8 protein-coding genes, 1 tRNA gene and 1 rRNA gene are annotated in these 16678 nt (G+C 71.3%); 9 read left to right on the forward strand and 1 reads right to left on the reverse strand.

Translation table 11 applies throughout. The annotated features are described in order from the left end of the window. A 5S ribosomal RNA gene (rrf, locus tag ACIGW4_RS21470) occupies positions 1 to 93 on the forward strand; the annotation flags it as partial. A 5-nt stretch (positions 94 to 98) separates the two neighbouring features. Then, positions 99 to 174, forward strand: a tRNA-Thr gene (locus ACIGW4_RS21475). Positions 175 to 265: 91 nt separating this feature from the next. Here ACIGW4_RS21475 and ACIGW4_RS21480 read toward each other — a convergent pair. Beyond that, positions 266 to 2911, reverse strand: coding sequence for a SpoIIE family protein phosphatase (locus ACIGW4_RS21480; protein ID WP_399582325.1), 2646 nt, complete (start codon positions 2909 to 2911; stop codon positions 266 to 268). Between the two features lie 269 nt (positions 2912 to 3180). On the opposite strand from ACIGW4_RS21480, the gene ACIGW4_RS21485 reads away from it, so the two are divergent. The 7 genes from ACIGW4_RS21485 (at position 3181) to ACIGW4_RS21515 (ending at position 16569) form a co-directional block, all read left to right on the forward strand. Continuing rightward, on the forward strand, positions 3181 to 8661 hold the full coding sequence (locus ACIGW4_RS21485) for a HAMP domain-containing protein (RefSeq protein WP_399582328.1): 5481 nt from the start codon (positions 3181 to 3183) through the stop codon (positions 8659 to 8661). Between the two features lie 327 nt (positions 8662 to 8988). Beyond that, on the forward strand, positions 8989 to 9663 hold the full coding sequence (locus tag ACIGW4_RS21490) for a two-component system response regulator (RefSeq protein WP_093873786.1): 675 nt from the start codon (positions 8989 to 8991) through the stop codon (positions 9661 to 9663). Positions 9664 to 9801: 138 nt separating this feature from the next. Next, positions 9802 to 12627: a DNA translocase FtsK gene (locus ACIGW4_RS21495; RefSeq protein WP_398713653.1), complete on the forward strand. Its 2826-nt coding sequence runs from the start codon at positions 9802 to 9804 to the stop codon at positions 12625 to 12627. A gap of 356 nt (positions 12628 to 12983) precedes the next feature. Next, positions 12984 to 13811 carry a helix-turn-helix domain-containing protein gene (locus ACIGW4_RS21500; protein WP_123455705.1) on the forward strand — a complete coding sequence of 276 codons (828 nt, stop codon included), beginning with the start codon at positions 12984 to 12986 and terminating at the stop codon, positions 13809 to 13811. A gap of 78 nt (positions 13812 to 13889) precedes the next feature. Next, on the forward strand, positions 13890 to 15380 hold the full coding sequence (gene rimO, locus ACIGW4_RS21505) for a 30S ribosomal protein S12 methylthiotransferase RimO (RefSeq protein ID WP_123455706.1): 1491 nt from the start codon (positions 13890 to 13892) through the stop codon (positions 15378 to 15380). Next, positions 15377 to 16051 (forward strand): CDP-diacylglycerol--glycerol-3-phosphate 3-phosphatidyltransferase, encoded by a 675-nt coding sequence (pgsA, locus tag ACIGW4_RS21510; RefSeq protein ID WP_123455707.1) that lies wholly within the window; start codon positions 15377 to 15379, stop codon positions 16049 to 16051. The genes rimO and pgsA overlap by 4 nt, the downstream gene beginning before the upstream one ends. Then, the gene (locus tag ACIGW4_RS21515; RefSeq protein WP_359592465.1) at positions 16048 to 16569 is read left to right on the forward strand and encodes a CinA family protein; all 522 of its coding nucleotides are present in this window, start codon (positions 16048 to 16050) and stop codon (positions 16567 to 16569) included. The genes pgsA and ACIGW4_RS21515 overlap by 4 nt, the downstream gene beginning before the upstream one ends. Positions 16570 to 16678 lie beyond the last annotated feature (109 nt).

Genomic DNA, 16678 nt, shown 5'->3' on the forward strand with positions numbered 1-16678 from the left:
ACGCCCGGTTACATTCCGAACCCGGAAGCTAAGCCTTTCAGCGCCGATGGTACTGCAGGGGGGACCCTGTGGGAGAGTAGGACGCCGCCGAACAACCCGCCCTTTTAGCTCAGTCGGTAGAGCGTCTCCATGGTAAGGAGAAGGTCAACGGTTCGATTCCGTTAAAGGGCTCCAAGTGAAAAGGCCCCCGCCTTGTGGCGGGGGCCTTTTTGCGTTGTCGTACGGACGGGGTGCCGGCGACCCCCGAGGGGGATCGCCGGGACCTTCAGTGGTCGTGCGGTTCGTGCAGGCGCATCGCGAGGATGGCCATGTCGTCGGAGGCGGGGGCCTGGGCGAAGCGCTCGACGGCCCGGAGGACACGGGAGGCGACCGCGCCGGCCGTCAGGCCCGTACAGGTCTTCAGGACCTCGGCCAGGCCGTCGTCGCCCAGCATCCGGGAGCCCTCGCGGCGTTCCGTGACGCCGTCCGTGACGCAGAGGAGGACGTCGCCCGGGTCGAGCGTGACCGTCTGCTCGTACAGCTCCAGGTCCTCCATGACGCCCAGGAGCGGCTGCGGCTCGGCCGCGGGCTCGACCGTGCCGTCCGGGCGGAGGCGCAGCGGGAGGGGATGGCCGGCGCAGACGACCTTGAGGATCGCCGAGCCGTCCTCCTGCGGGCGCATCTCGCCGTAGAGGAGCGTCAGGAAGCGGCTGCGGGCGCCCTCGTCGAGGATCGCCGCGTTCAGCCGCTCCAGGACGGCGGGGCCGCCGAAGCCCTCGCGGGCCAGGAGGCGCAGGGCGTGGCGGGCCAGGCCGGTGACGGCGGCCGCCTCCGGTCCCGTACCGCAGACGTCGCCGATGGCGAATCCGTACGCGCCGTCCCGGATGGGGAAGAGGTCGTAGAAGTCGCCTCCGACCTCGTTGCCCTCGCCGGCCGCGCGGTAGATGACGTCGACCTCGACGCCCGGGATCGTGGGGAGGCCGGGCGGGAGCAGGCTGCGCTGGAGGGACTGGCTGATCGCCACGCGCTCCGAGTACAGGCGGGCGTTGTCCAGGGCCAGGGCGGCCCGGCGCGAGAGGTCCTCGGCGAGCTCCAGGATCTCCTGGCGGAAGTGGTCCTCCGAGGGCCTGCCGAGGGTCAGCATGCCGATGACCCGGTTGCGGGCGACCAGCGGCAGGACGACGGTCTCGCCGGCGACCGCGCTCGCCGTGGCGAGGGTGTTGTCGATGCCGGAGGAGAGCGGGCTCGCGGGATGGTCGAGGGCGCGGACCGAGGCGGTCAGCGCGGCGCGATGCGCGGCCTCGCCGGGGGCGGACCAGACGCGGGCGCCGGGGGTCGGCACCGGGTCCGGCGGGGCGATGGAGGAGAGCAGGGCCTTGAGGCCGTCGATGCGGTCCTCGTCCTCGTGGAGCACGTACGAGAGGTACGGGTCGGAGGCCTGGTCGGCGATCGTGTAGACCGCGCACCAGGTGGCGAGGGTGGGGACCGTCATCTGGGCCATGAGGGCCAGGGTCTGGTCGCGGTCGAGGGTGCCGGCCAGGAGGTCGGAGGCCTCGACGAGGAAGCTGAGGGAGCCGCGGCGCAGCCGCTCCAGTTCGCCGAGCCGGGCGGACTCGACGGCCAGGGCGATGCGGTCGGCGGCGAACTGGAGGCGGAGCGCCTCCTCGTTGGAGTAGCGGTTCGCGCTCTCGGCGGCCACGCCGAGGGAGCCGGTGAGCCGGCCCTCGACCTTGAGCGGGACGGTGACGACCGAGCGCATGCCGGTGCCTTCGAGGAGCGGGACGGCGCCGGGGACGGCGGCCAGGTCCTCGTGGACGGCGGGCATGCGGGCGGAGCCGTAGCGGCTGGCGCCGGTCTCCACGGGGACGCGGGCGAAGCGCTGGCGGGCGGCCGGGAGGCCGGTGGTCGCCCGTACCTCCAGTTCCGTCTCGTCGTCGGTGGCGAGCAGGAGGAAGGCCGCGTCGCCGTCGAGCATGTCGCGGGCGCGTTCGACCGTGCGCTGGAGGAGGCCGTCGAGGTCGTCGGGGGCCGGGGAGCCGATGAAGACCTCGAAGGGGTCGGTGGTGCGGCTCTCGGCGCCCGGGTCGACGGCGGGGCGCTGGGGGGTCTGGAGGACGGCGCGCTCGTGCTCCCGCACCAGGAGGCAGACGGTGGAGGGCTCGCCCAGGGCGTCGCGGACCCGGAGGTGCGAGGCGTAGACGGGGATCACGCGGCCGTCGGCGCAGCGGATGCCGTAGCTGCCCTCCCAGCGGGAGAGGCGGAGGGCCTCGGCGAGGCCGGTGCCGATGCCGGGGGTGTGGGGCCAGGCGGCGAGGTCGCCGAGGGGCTTGCCGGTGACCTGCTCGGCCTCGTAGCCGAAGAGCTCCTCGGCGTCCTCGTTCCAGGCGGTGATGGTGCCGCCGCGGTCGATCTGGGCGACGGCGACGCGGACGCGGCTCTCGGCGACCGGGAGGAGGGCGTCGGGGAGGACGGGGCCCGCGGAGCGGGTGCCGACGGGGCGCTGGGGGAGGTCGAGGTGGAACCAGACGTGCTTGCGGGTGGGGGAGTAGTCGACGCCCCAGCGGTGGGCGAGGGCGGCGCAGAGGAGCAGGCCGCGGCCGTTCTCGCGGTCCGGGCTGCCGAGGGAGCGGCCGCCCTGGACGGGGATCTCGCGCTCGGGGTAGCGGTCGGCGACCTCGACCCGGACGCTGTCGTCGGAGCGGAGGCAGAGGACCTCGGCGGAGGTGCCGGCGTGGATGACGGCGTTGGTGACGAGCTCGCTGGTGAGGACGACGGCGTCGTCGATGAGTTCGGGGTGGCCCCAGCCCTGGAGGGTGTCCCGGACGAAGGCGCGGGCGGCCGCGACGGACCGCCCGACGGGCTCGAAGGTGGCAGTCGCCCGCGCGGTGATCACAGCACTCCTCGTACGCGTCTCGACGCCCGGCTCTGCCATGCTCGGTCTGTCCCTCCCGCTGCCCGGTGGTCGTGCGCACGCCACACCGCCCCCGCCGGGCGGACCGGGGCGGTTGGACAGCCGGATGCCAGGTTACTTACCTTCGCTGTCCGGGCGGATGCCGGTCACCGTTGATTCCGTCCCTAGAGGGTAGGGACGCTGTACGAAGCTGCCGAACTGTTATCGCCAGGTTCGGACACGGTGAAACACTGGGCAGGCTGACGGCGAGAGCCGGAGCGGAACGGTCGACCCCTTTCGGGAGGGACACGGTGGAGTCTGGCACGGCGGCGCGGCGCGGCGGAGGCAGTGGCACGCGCGCGAGGGGCGGACGTTCCCGTGGGGGGACGGTCCAGGTGGACGCGGCGGCGCTGGAGCGGCTGCTGGCCGCGCTGGTGTCGATGCGGGACGGGAACTTCCGCAGGCGTCTGACGGTGTCCGGCGACGGGGTCATGGCGGAGATCGCCGCCGTGTTCAACGAGGTCGCCGACCGGCAGCTGCACGTGACGGGGGAGCTGTCGCGGGTCCGGCGGGTGGTCGGCCGCGAGGGCAAGCTGTCCGAGCGCCTCGAGGCGGGGGCCAGCGAGGGGGCGTGGGCGGCGGCGATCGAGGCCGCGAACGCGCTCGTCGACGATCTGGCCCGGCCGGTGTCCGAGGTGGGGCGGGTCCTGTCGGCGGTGGCCGAGGGCGATCTGGACCAGCGGATGGACCTGCGTTCGGAGGGCGCGGACGGGACCGTGCGGCCGTTGCGCGGGGAGTTCCTGAAGGTCGCCCGCACCGCCAACAACCTGGTCGACCAGTTGTCGGTCTTCGCCTCCGAGGTGACCCGGGTCGCCGTCGAGGTGGGTACGGACGGCAAGCTGGGCGGGCAGGCGCAGGTGCGCGGGGTGTCCGGTTCGTGGAAGGACCTCACGGACTCGGTCAACACCATGGCGAACCGGCTGACGGCGCAGGTGCGGGACATCGCGCTCGTGACGACGGCGGTCGCGGACGGCGATCTGTCGCAGAAGGTCACGGCGAACGTGGCCGGCGAGATGCTGGAGCTGAAGAACACCGTCAACCGGATGGTGGACCAGCTGTCGTCGTTCTCCTCCGAGGTGACCCGTGTCGCGCGCGAGGTGGGTACGGAGGGTGAGCTCGGCGGTCAGGCCGAGGTGGCCGGGGTCGCCGGCGTGTGGAAGGACCTCACCGACTCCGTCAACACGATGGCGGGGAACCTCACCAATCAGGTGAGAGGGATCGCGGAGGTGACGACGGCGGTCGCCAACGGTGACCTGTCGCAGAAGGTGCGGGTCTCCGCGCGCGGTGAGATCGCCCAGCTCGCCGACACCATCAACCAGATGACGGAGACGCTGCGGACGTTCGCCGACGAGGTGACCCGGGTGTCGGGCGAGGTCGGCGCGCAGGGTCTGCTCGGCGGTCAGGCGCAGGTGCCGGGTGCGGCGGGGACGTGGAAGGACCTCACGGACTCCGTCAACACGGTCTTCCGGAACATCACCACGCAGGTGCGGGACATCGCGCAGGTGACGACGGCGGTCGCCAACGGCGACCTGTCGCAGAAGGTCACGGTGGACGTGGCCGGCGAGATGCTGGAGCTGAAGAACACCGTCAACACGATGGTGGACCAGCTGTCCGCCTTCGGTTCCGAGGTGACCCGGGTGGCCCGGGAGGTCGGCGTCGAGGGTCTGCTCGGCGGTCAGGCCGAGGTGCCGGGCGCGGCGGGGACGTGGAAGGACCTCACCGACTCGGTGAACACGGCCTTCCGCAACCTGACCGGTCAGGTGCGGGACATCGCGCAGGTGACGACGGCGGTCGCCAACGGCGACCTGTCGCAGAAGGTCACGGTGGACGTGGCCGGCGAGATGCTGGAGCTGAAGAACACCGTCAACACGATGGTGTCGCAGCTGTCGTCCTTCGCGGACCAGGTGACCCGGATGGCCCGGGACGTGGGCACCGAGGGTCGGCTGGGCGGTCAGGCGCGGGTGGACGGGGTGTCCGGGCGCTGGCGGGAGCTCACGGACTCCGTGAACTTCATGGCCGGCAACCTGACCTCACAGGTGCGGCAGATCGCGCAGGTGACGACGGCCGTGGCCCGTGGCGACCTGTCGCAGAAGATCGACGTGGACGCGCGGGGCGAGATCCTGGAGCTGAAGAACACCATCAACACGATGGTGGACCAGCTGTCCGCCTTCGCGGACCAGGTGACCCGGGTGGCCCGCGAGGTGGGCACGGACGGGCGGCTGGGCGGTCAGGCGCAGGTGCCGGGCGTGGCCGGTGTGTGGCGTGATCTGACGGACTCGGTGAACGGCATGGCCGGCAACCTCACCACCCAGGTCCGCAACATCGCGCAGGTCGCCACCGCGGTGGCGCGCGGTGACCTGTCGCAGAAGATCGACGTGGACGCGCGGGGCGAGATCCTGGAGCTGAAGAACACCCTCAACACGATGGTGGACCAGCTCTCCAGCTTCGCCGACCAGGTGACGAGGGTGGCCCGTGAGGTGGGCACCGAGGGCATCCTGGGCGGTCAGGCCGAGGTGCAGGGGGTCTCCGGCACCTGGAAGGACCTCACCCAGTCGGTGAACATGATGGCGAACAACCTGACCTTCCAGGTCCGGAACATCGCCGAGGTCACGACGGCGGTCGCCATGGGCGACCTGTCGAAGAAGATCACGGTCGACGCCAAGGGCGAGATCCTGGAGCTGGTGACGACCGTCAACACGATGGTGGACCAGCTGTCGAACTTCGCCGACGAGGTGACGAGGGTGGCCCGCGAGGTGGGCACCGAGGGCATCCTCGGTGGTCAGGCCCGGGTGCGCGGGGTGACCGGCATCTGGAAGGACCTCAGCGACAACGTGAACCTGATGGCCAACAACCTGACCAGCCAGGTGCGCAACATCTCACGGGTCTCCGCGGCCGTCGCCAACGGCGATCTGACGAAGAAGGTCACCGTCGAGGCGCGCGGCGAGGTCGCCGAGCTCGCCGACACCGTCAACACGATGGTGACGACGCTGTCGTCGTTCGCCGACGAGGTGACCCGGGTGGCCCGCGAGGTGGGCACCGACGGCATCCTGGGCGGTCAGGCGCGGGTGCCCGGGGTGTCGGGCACGTGGCGTGATCTGACGGACTCGGTGAACGGCATGGCCGACAACCTGACCGGCCAGGTGCGGCAGATCGCCGCCGTCACCACCGCCATCGCCAAGGGCGACCTCACCAAGAAGATCGACATCGACGCGCGCGGTGAGATCCAGGAGCTGAAGAGCACCATCAACACGATGGTCGACCAGCTGTCGAACTTCGCCGAGGAGGTCACCCGGGTCGCCCGCGAGGTGGGTACGGACGGGCAGCTGGGCGGTCAGGCCCGGGTCCGTGACGTGGACGGCACCTGGCGTGACCTGACGGAGTCCGTGAACGAGATGGCCGGGAACCTGACCCGTCAGGTGCGGGCGATCGCGGCCGTCGCCACGGCGGTGACCCGGGGCGACCTCAACCTCAAGATCGACGGTGTCGACGCGGCGGGCGAGATCCAGGCCCTCCAGGAGAACATCAACACCATGATCGCCAACCTGCGCGACACCACCCTCGCCAACGAGGAGCAGGACTGGCTCAAGGGCAACCTGGCCCGCATCTCCGGTCTCATGCAGGGCAGGCGGGACCTGGACGACGTGGCCTCGCTCATCATGAGCGAGCTGACGCCGGTGGTCTCGGCCCAGCACGGCGCCTTCTTCGTGGCCATGCCGACGGGCTCCGCGAACAGCGACGCCGAGCTCGTGGGCGAGGGCGACGGCTCGTACGAGCTGCGGATGCGCGGGAGTTACGGATACTCCGCCGGGTCCATGCCGACCTCGTTCCGGCCCGGGGAGACCCTCATCGGGACGGCGGCGGAGGAGAAGCGGACCATCCAGGTCAACGTGCCGCCGGGTTATCTGAAGATCTCGTCGGGGCTCGGCGAGGCCGCGCCCGCGCACGTGATCGTGCTGCCGGTCCTCTTCGAGGGGAAGGTCCTCGGCGTGATCGAGCTGGCGTCGTTCCAGCCGTTCACGCAGATCCAGCGGGACTTCCTGAACCAGCTCGCCGAGCTGATCGCGACCACGGTCAACACCATCAGCGTCAACACCAAGACCGAGGTGCTGCTCAAGCAGTCGCAGGAGCTCACCGAGCAGCTCAAGGAGCGGTCGGCGGAGCTGGAGCACCGGCAGAAGGAGCTCCAGGGCTCCAACCTGGAACTGGAGGAGAAGGCCGAGCTGCTGGCCCGGCAGAACCGCGACATCGAGGTGAAGAACACCGAGATCGAGGAGGCCCGGCAGGTCCTGGAGGAGCGGGCGGAGCAGCTCGCCGTCTCCATGCGGTACAAGTCGGAGTTCCTCGCGAACATGTCGCACGAGCTGCGCACGCCGCTCAACTCGCTGCTGATCCTGGCCAAGTTGCTCGCCGACAACGCCGAGACGAACCTGACGCCGAAGCAGGTCGAGTTCGCCGAGACGATCCACGGCGCGGGTTCCGACCTGCTCCAGCTGATCAACGACATCCTCGACCTGTCGAAGGTCGAGGCGGGCAAGATGGACGTCTCACCGACGCGCATCGCGCTCGTCCAGCTCGTCGACTACGTGGAGGCGACGTTCCGGCCGCTCACGGCGGAGAAGGGGCTCGACTTCTCGGTGCGGGTCTCGCCCGAGCTGCCGGCCACGCTCCACACCGACGAGCAGCGGCTGCTCCAGGTCCTGCGCAACCTGCTGTCCAACGCGGTGAAGTTCACCGACACGGGCGCGGTGGAGCTGGTGATCCGGCCGGCCGGCGCGGACGTGCCGCAGTCGATCCGTGAGCAGCTCCTGGAGGCGGGTTCGCTGCGCGATCCGGAGGCCGATCTGATCGCCTTCTCGGTCACCGACACCGGGATCGGGATCGCGGCGAGCAAGATGCGGGTCATCTTCGAGGCGTTCAAGCAGGCCGACGGCACGACCAGCCGGAAGTACGGCGGTACGGGTCTGGGGCTCTCGATCAGCCGGGAGATCGCGCGGCTGCTCGGCGGCGAGATCTTCGCGGCGAGCGAGCCCGGCCGCGGTTCGACGTTCACGCTCTACCTGCCGCTGAGCCCGACGGAGCTGCCGGCGGGCGGTTACGGGCAGGGCGGGCAGGACGCCGACGATCCGCAGCAGGGGGCCGAGGAGGGGACGGCCGGTGCCGCGCACCCCTACCCGCACTTCCCGCCGGCGCCCGTACGGACGGAGGCGCGGTCCGGGGCCGGGGCGCTGTTCCGGCACCGGCGGAAGGCCGCGGCGGAGGCGTCCGGGGTGCGGGGCGCGGTTCCCGGGCAGTCCGGGCAGCCGAGCGCGGCGGACCGGGAGGAACCGGAGGCCGAGCCGCGCCGTACGTTCGACTTCTCCGGCGAGAAGGTGCTGATCGTCGACGACGACATCCGCAACGTCTTCGCGCTCACCAGCGTCCTGGAGCAGCACGGGCTCGCGGTGCTGTACGCCGAGAACGGGCGGGAGGGCATCGAGGTCCTGGAGCAGCACGACGACGTCGCGGTCGTGCTGATGGACATCATGATGCCGGAGATGGACGGGTACGCGACGACGACCGCGATCCGGCGGATGCCGCAGTTCGCGGGGCTGCCGATCATCGCGCTGACGGCGAAGGCGATGAAGGGCGACCGGGAGAAGGCGATCGAGTCCGGTGCCTCGGACTACGTGACGAAGCCGGTCGACCCCGATCACCTGCTGTCGGTCATGGAGCAGTGGATGCGGGGGGCGTGACTCCGCCCCGGGGGTCCGCGCCGGGCGCGGCGCGGACCCCCGGGCTCCGCCGGGGCTCGCCGGGGGTCCGTCGACCGGCTGTCGCCGGGGGTGTGTGAGAGGGCCGGATACGGGGAACCTTCTGGTCTCCCACCGCGTTTCCGGTACGTGCGCCGATACGTGCACAGTGACATCGCGGTGACAGGGTGTGGCGACGGGCGGGGTGCGGCTACGATGACCGGCACAAGGACGGACGGCGCTAGGGAGTCGTCTTCTGGGGCGGCGCCCGGTGCCTCCCCCGGTTCGGGGGACCGGGGAGAGCCGTTGCCGGGACGAGGAGGACGGGGCATGGTGCAGAAGGCCAAGATCCTCCTGGTCGATGACCGGCCGGAGAATCTGCTGGCGCTGGAGGCCATTCTCTCCGCGCTCGATCAGACGCTGGTGCGGGCATCGTCCGGGGAGGAAGCGCTCAAGGCGCTGTTGACGGACGACTTCGCGGTCATCCTGCTCGACGTCCAGATGCCGGGAATGGACGGTTTCGAGACCGCCGCCCACATCAAGCGGCGCGAGCGGACCCGGGACATCCCGATCATCTTCCTCACCGCCATCAACCACGGCCCCCACCACACCTTCCGGGGGTACGCGGCCGGGGCGGTCGACTACATCTCCAAGCCCTTCGACCCGTGGGTGCTGCGGGCCAAGGTCTCCGTCTTCGTCGAGCTCTACATGAAGAACTGCAAGCTGCGCGAGCAGGCCGCCCTGCTGCGGCTGCAGTTGGAGGGCGGCGGCGAGGGCGGTCACGGCAAGGAGTCCGCCGGGCTGCTCGCCGAGCTCTCCGCCCGGCTCGCGGCCGTCGAGGAGCAGGCCGAGGCCCTGTCGAAGCAGCTCGACGACGACTCCGCCGACGCGGCGGCCGTCGCCACCGCCGCGCATCTGGAGCGCAAGCTCACCGGGCTGCGCCGGGCCCTGGACGCGCTGGAGCCGGGCACGGGCGCCGCGCCGACCCTGCCCGCCCAGAGCTGACGCTCCGTCACCCGGGTTCGCGTCCGGCGGGGAACGCCGTGATGCGGCGTCAGCACCGCGCTGCGGCACGGACGACACGAACGGGTGAGGCGGACGGGCGCTCCCCATGCCCCTCCTCACACGGGTAACCTCGGCATCATGGCTTCACGTACGTCCGGCAAGGGTTCCCAGGGCACGGCGGGCACCGCGAAACCGCGCGCCGGCCGGACGACGGGTGCCGCGAAGAAAGCGGCGCCCGTGAAGTCCCCCGCCAAACCGCCCGCGAAGAAGGCGGCCGCCAAGAGGGCACCGGCCAAGAAGGCCGCGCCCGCCAAGCGCCCGCCCGCGCGGAAGACCGCCGCGAAGAAGGCCGCCCCGCGCCCCGCCCCGTCCCCGACCGGGGGCGTCTACCGGCTCGCGCGCGGCGCCTGGCTCGGCCTCGCCCACGGCATCGGGGCGATGTTCCGGAGCATAGGGCGCGGCGCCAAGGGCCTCGATCCCGCACACCGCAAGGACGGGCTCGCGCTGCTCCTCCTCGCCCTCGCGCTGATCGTCGCCGCCGGCACCTGGTCCAACCTCCGCGGCCCGGTCGGCGACCTCGTCGAGATGCTCGTGACCGGATCCTTCGGCCGGCTCGACCTGCTCGTGCCGCTGCTCCTCGGCGCGATCGCCATCCGGCTCATCCTGTATCCGGAGAAGCCCGAGGCCAACGGCCGGATCAGCATCGGCCTCTCCGCGCTCGTCATCGGCGTCCTCGGACAGGTGCACATCGCCTGCGGCTCGCCGGGGCGCGGCGACGGCAGCGCGGCCATGCAGGACGCCGGCGGACTGATCGGCTGGGCCGCGTCCCAGCCCCTCGTCTTCATGATGGGCGAGGTCCTCGCCGTACCGATGCTGGTGCTGCTCACCGTCTTCGGACTGCTCGTGGTCACCGCCACCCCGGTCAACGCGATCCCGCAGCGGCTGCGCGCGCTCGGCGCCAGGCTGGGCATCATCGAACTCCCGTACGACCCGGCGGAGGTCGAGGAGTACGGGGGACGCCCGGACCACGAGGCGTACGACGAGGAGTGGCGGGACGCGGGACCGCGACCCGCACGGCCCGCCCGGCGCCGCTCGGCCGGACCCGCGGAGCCGTACGACATCGACCGGGCCGAGGCGGAGACGCTCGAACGGCGCGGCCGCTCGACCCGCCGGAGCGCCGGCCTGGATCCGGTGGACGTGGCCGCGGCGGCCGCCGCCGCGCTCGACGGCGCCGTGCTGAACGGCATGCCGCCCTCGCCGCTCGTCGCCGACCTGACCAAGGACGTCACCGCCGAGCGGAACGCCGCCCTGGCCGCCTCCGCGGCCCCGGAAGCCCCGGCCGCGGAAGCCCAGGCCAAGGGCGCCGCAGGAAAGGCCGCGCCCGTACCGCCGGCCCGCGGGGAGGACCGCACCGGCGGAGGCGTACCCGATCTGACGAAGCCGGCGCCCGAGCCGACCGACCTGCCGCCCCGGGCCGAGCAGCTCCAGCTCGCCGGCGACATCACGTACTCCCTGCCCTCGCTCGACCTGCTGGAGCGCGGGGGGCCGGGCAAGACCCGCAGTGCCGCCAACGACGCGGTCGTCGACGCGCTGTCCAACGTCTTCGCCGAGTTCAAGGTCGACGCGGCCGTCACCGGCTTCACGCGCGGTCCGACGGTCACCCGGTACGAGGTCGAGCTCGGCCCGGCCGTGAAGGTCGAGAAGATCACGGCGCTGACCAAGAACATCGCCTACGCGGTGGCCTCGCCCGACGTGCGGATCATCTCGCCGATCCCCGGCAAGTCCGCGGTCGGCATCGAGATCCCCAACAGCGACCGCGAGATGGTCAACCTCGGCGACGTACTGCGGCTCGCGGACGCGGCCGGCGACGAGCACCCGATGCTGGTCGCGCTCGGCAAGGACGTCGAGGGCGGCTACGTGATGGCCAACCTGGCGAAGATGCCGCACATCCTGGTCGCCGGTGCCACCGGCTCCGGAAAGTCCTCGTGCATCAACTGCCTGATCACCTCGGTCATGATAAGAGCGACCCCCGAGGACGTCCGGATGGTGCTGGTCGACCCCAAGCGGGTCGAGCTCACCGCCTACGAGGGCATCCCGCACCTGATCACCCCGATCATCACCAACCCCAAGAAGGCCGCCGAGGCACTCCAATGGGTGGTGCGCGAGATGGACCTGCGCTACGACGACCTGGCCGCCTTCGGCTACCGGCACATCGACGACTTCAACCAGGCCGTCCGGGACGGCAGGATCAAGCTGCCCGAGGGCAGCGAGCGCGAACTCAGCCCGTACCCGTACCTGCTGGTGATCGTCGACGAGCTGGCCGACCTGATGATGGTCGCGCCGCGTGACGTCGAGGACTCGATCGTCCGCATCACCCAGCTGGCGCGTGCCGCCGGCATCCACCTGGTGCTGGCCACCCAGCGGCCGTCGGTGGACGTCGTCACCGGTCTGATCAAGGCGAACGTGCCCTCGCGGCTCGCGTTCGCCACCTCCTCGCTCGCCGACAGCCGGGTCATCCTGGACCAGCCCGGTGCCGAGAAGCTGATCGGCAAGGGCGACGGCCTGTTCCTGCCGATGGGTGCCAACAAGCCGGTCCGCATGCAGGGCGCGTTCGTCACCGAGGCCGAGGTCGCGCAGGTGGTGCAGCACTGCAAGGACCAGATGACGCCCGTCTTCCGGGACGACGTCACCGTCGGCACCAAGCAGAAGAAGGAGATCGACGAGGAGATCGGCGACGACCTCGACCTGCTGTGCCAGGCCGCCGAACTCGTCGTCTCCACCCAGTTCGGCTCCACCTCGATGCTCCAGCGCAAGCTGCGCGTGGGCTTCGCCAAGGCCGGCCGGCTGATGGACCTGATGGAGTCGCGCAACATCGTCGGACCCAGCGAGGGCTCGAAGGCACGCGACGTGCTCGTCAAGCCGGACGAGCTGGACGGGGTCCTCGCCGTGATCCGCGGGGAGTAGGGGGATCCGCGGGGCGGGGGAGCAGGGGCCGTTCCGCGGAACGGGGAGCAGCCCGTCCGGCGGGTCGGCGGGCGGCCCGTCCCGCGGACCGGGGCCGCGGTGTCCGGTCCGCCGGACGGGGCCCGGCGGGTGTGGCTCCTCCGGGAGCCGGGTACCCGATCGAGATCAGCCCGAGACTCACTCGTAAGGGAACGGAGGGCAACCGTTTCCCCTGGCCGTACGTCAAGTTGAGGAAGGGACAGCAGGATGTCCCAGCCTCATGGCGTACAAACAGCACCCGCCCGGTTGCCCCACCCTTTCGTACCACCCATAGACTGAACGTCCAGCAGGTGGCTACACGCTCGAAAGGCGCTCTCGTGTCCATCGGCAACTCCCCCGAAGACGACCGGACCTTCCCGGCAGACGACCGGGACTCGATCGGTCGCGCTCTCCAGCAGGCCCGAATCGCCGCCGGTCTCACCGTCGAAGAGGTCAGTGCCTCCACCCGTGTCCGGATCCCGATCGTGCACGCGATCGAGGAGGACGACTTCTCGCGCTGTGGCGGCGACGTCTACGCCCGCGGCCACATCCGTACCCTCGCGCGCGCCGTCGCCCTCGATCCGGCTCCGCTGATCGAGCAGTACGACGCCGAGCACGGCGGCCGTCCCGCGCCCACCCCCGCCGCCCCGCTCTTCGAGGCGGAACGCATCCGCCCCGAACCGCGCCGGCCCAACTGGACCGCCGCGATGGTCGCGGCCATCGTCGCCGTCGTCGGCTTCGTCGGCTTCACGATGTTCAACGGCAACGAGACGCCGAACGGCACCACCGTGGCCGACGGCGGCCCGGCCCCCGCCCCGGAGAAGGCCACCTCCGCGGCCAAGCCGAAGCCGGCCAAGCCCGCCGCGCCCAAGCCCACCGAGAGCGCGATCGCCGCGGTCCCGCGGGACAAGGTCACGGTCAAGCTCTCCGCGATCGACGACAAGAGCTGGATCTCGGCCAAGGGGCACGACGGCAAGCTCCTCTTCGACGGTCTCCTCCTCAAGGGCGAGTCCAAGACCTTCCAGGACGACGAGCGCGTGGACCTGGTCCTCGGCAACGCCGGCGCGATCGAGCTCTACGTGAACGGCAAGAAGCTCGCCGACAAGTTCGAATCCGGCCAGGTCGAGCGACTCAGCTACACCAAGGGCGACCCCGAGGCCGGCTGAGCCCCGTGATGTGACCTCTGTCGCGCAGGTGAACCCTGCGCGACGGGGGAACGGCCGGGACGAAGTAGTCTTGAGTCCATGCCCGAACGCCGTACCGTCGCCCTTGTCACTCTTGGCTGCGCCCGTAACGAGGTGGACTCGGAGGAGCTCGCAGGCCGCTTGGCAGCGGACGGCTGGGAGCTCGTCGAGAACGCCGAGGAAGCGGACGTCGCCGTCGTCAACACCTGTGGGTTCGTCGAGGCCGCCAAGAAGGACTCCGTCGACGCCCTCCTCGAAGCCAATGATCTGAAGGACCACGGCAGGACCCAGGCCGTCGTCGCCGTCGGCTGCATGGCCGAGCGGTACGGCAAGGAGCTCGCCGAGGCCCTCCCGGAGGCCGACGGCGTCCTCGGCTTCGACGACTACGCCGACATCTCCAACCGCCTCCAGACCATCCTCAGCGGCGGCAGCGTCGAGGCCCACGCCCCGCGTGACCGGCGCAAGCTGCTGCCGCTGTCCCCCGTGGAGCGCCAGGAGGCCGCCGCGACCGTGGCCCTTCCGGGCCACGGCTCCGTGGACGCCCCCGAGAACGTCCCCAGCGACCTGCCCGAGGGCCTGGCGCCCGCCTCCGGCCCCCGCGCCCCCCTCCGGCGCCGTCTGGACACCAGCCCCGTCGCCTCCGTGAAGCTGGCCTCCGGCTGCGACCGCCGCTGCTCCTTCTGCGCCATCCCCTCCTTCCGGGGCTCCTTCGTCTCGCGCCGCCCCTCGGACGTGCTGAACGAGACGCGCTGGCTCGCCGAGCAGGGCGTCAAGGAGGTCATGCTGGTCTCCGAGAACAACACCTCCTACGGCAAGGACCTCGGCGACATCCGGCTCCTGGAGAGCCTGCTGCCCGAGCTGGCCTCGGTGGACGGCATCGAGCGCGTCCGCGTGAGCTACCTCCAGCCCGCCGAGATGCGTCCGGGCCTGATCGACGTCCTCACGTCGACCGAGAAGGTCGCGCCCTACTTCGACCTGTCCTTCCAGCACAGCGCCCCGGACGTACTGCGGGCCATGCGCCGCTTCGGCGACACCGACCGCTTCCTGGAGCTCCTGGAGACCATCCGCTCCAAGGCCCCCACCGCCGGTGCCCGGTCCAACTTCATCGTCGGCTTCCCCGGCGAGACCGAGGCGGACTTCGCCGAGCTGGAACGCTTCGTCACCCACGCCCGCCTCGACGCCATCGGCGTCTTCGGCTACTCCGACGAGGACGGCACCGAGGCCGCCACGTACGAGCACAAGCTCGACCAGGAGGTCGTCGACGAGCGGCTCGCCCACCTCTCCCGGCTCGCCGAGGAGCTCACCGCGCAGCGCGCGGAGGAGCGCCTCGGAGAGACCCTGGAGGTACTCGTCGAGTCCTTCGACGAGGAGGACGGCTGGATCGGCCGCGCCGCCCACCAGGCGCCCGAGACCGACGGCCAGGTGGTCCTCACCACGTCCCACGGTACGAGCCCCGACCTGGCCCCCGGCCGTATGGTCAGTGCGAAGGTCGTCGGCACGGAGGGCGTCGACCTGGTGGCCGAGTGTCTTTTCGAGGAGGCGGGCAGATGACCGGAGTCCCGGCATCCGCGACGGGCGGGACCGGTAGGCCGGCGCCCCGCGGCAAGCTGGGCGCTGCGGCCGTCAACCAGGCCAGCCTGTGGAACATCGCGAACATCCTCACCATGATCCGGCTCGTCCTCGTGCCGGGCTTCGTGATCCTGCTGTTCCAGGACGGCGGGCACGACCCCGCGTGGCGGGCCTGGGCGTGGGCGGCGTTCGCGGTCGCCATGATCACGGACGTCTTCGACGGGCACCTCGCCCGCACGTACAACCTGGTCACCGACTTCGGGAAGATCGCCGACCCCATCGCCGACAAGGCGATCATGGCCGCCGGGCTCGTCTCGCTCTCCGCGCTCGGCGACCTTCCCTGGTGGGTGACCTCGGTCATCCTGGCCCGCGAGCTCGGCATCACCCTGATGCGGTTCTGGGTCATCCGGCACGGGGTCATCCCCGCCAGCCGCGGCGGCAAGATGAAGACCCTCGCCCAGGGAACCGCCGTCGGCATGTACGTCCTCATGCTCACCGGGCCGCTGGCCACCCTCCGCTTCTGGGTGATGGCGCTGGCCGTCGTGCTGACGGTCGTCACCGGTCTGGACTACGTGCGACAGGCGGTCGTCCTGCGGCGCAAGGGGCTCGCGGAGGAGCGGGCGGCCGCGCGGTCGGAGACGGCGACGCGATGAGGGAGGCCGTCCGGGTGCTGGCGCTGCTCGCGGAGCGTGAGCAGACGGTCGCCGCCGCGGAGTCGCTCACGGGCGGCCTCGTGGCCGCCGCGCTCACCGGGCCGCCCGGTTCCTCGGTGTCCTTCCTGGGGTCGGTCACCGCCTACGCCACGGTCCTCAAGCACGAGCTCCTGGGCGTCGACGAGGCCCTGCTCGCGGAGCGCGGGGCGGTGGATCCCGAGGTCGCGCTGCAGATGGCGGCCGGTGCGCGGGACCGGCTCGGCGCCGACTGGGGCGTCTCGACGACCGGGGTCGCGGGACCCACGGAGCAGGACGGACAGCCCGTCGGAACGGTCTACGTGGCGGTCGCGGGACCGGCCGCGACGAGCGCCCGCGCCGGGAAAGTGGTCTCGTTGAGGTTGAACGGCGACCGCGAGGAAATCCGTAGAGAGAGCGTACGGAGCGTGCTGGAACTGCTCCGTGAGGAACTCTCGGGAAATGCGCGGGCACAGGATACGGAACACAACGGGGGGGATTGATGTTTGCAGCCCTGAGTGAACACGACATCGCTCCCCGCACGGCCGCAGCGCGAGGCGGTACGGTGGGGCGTGAAGGATGCGGCTACGCGGTCCGAGGAGGGAGCCACCG

Origin of the sequence: Streptomyces sp. NPDC053513 (assembly GCF_044544765.1) — a bacterium.
Taxonomy (GTDB): Bacteria; Actinomycetota; Actinomycetes; order Streptomycetales; family Streptomycetaceae; genus Streptomyces; species Streptomyces litmocidini.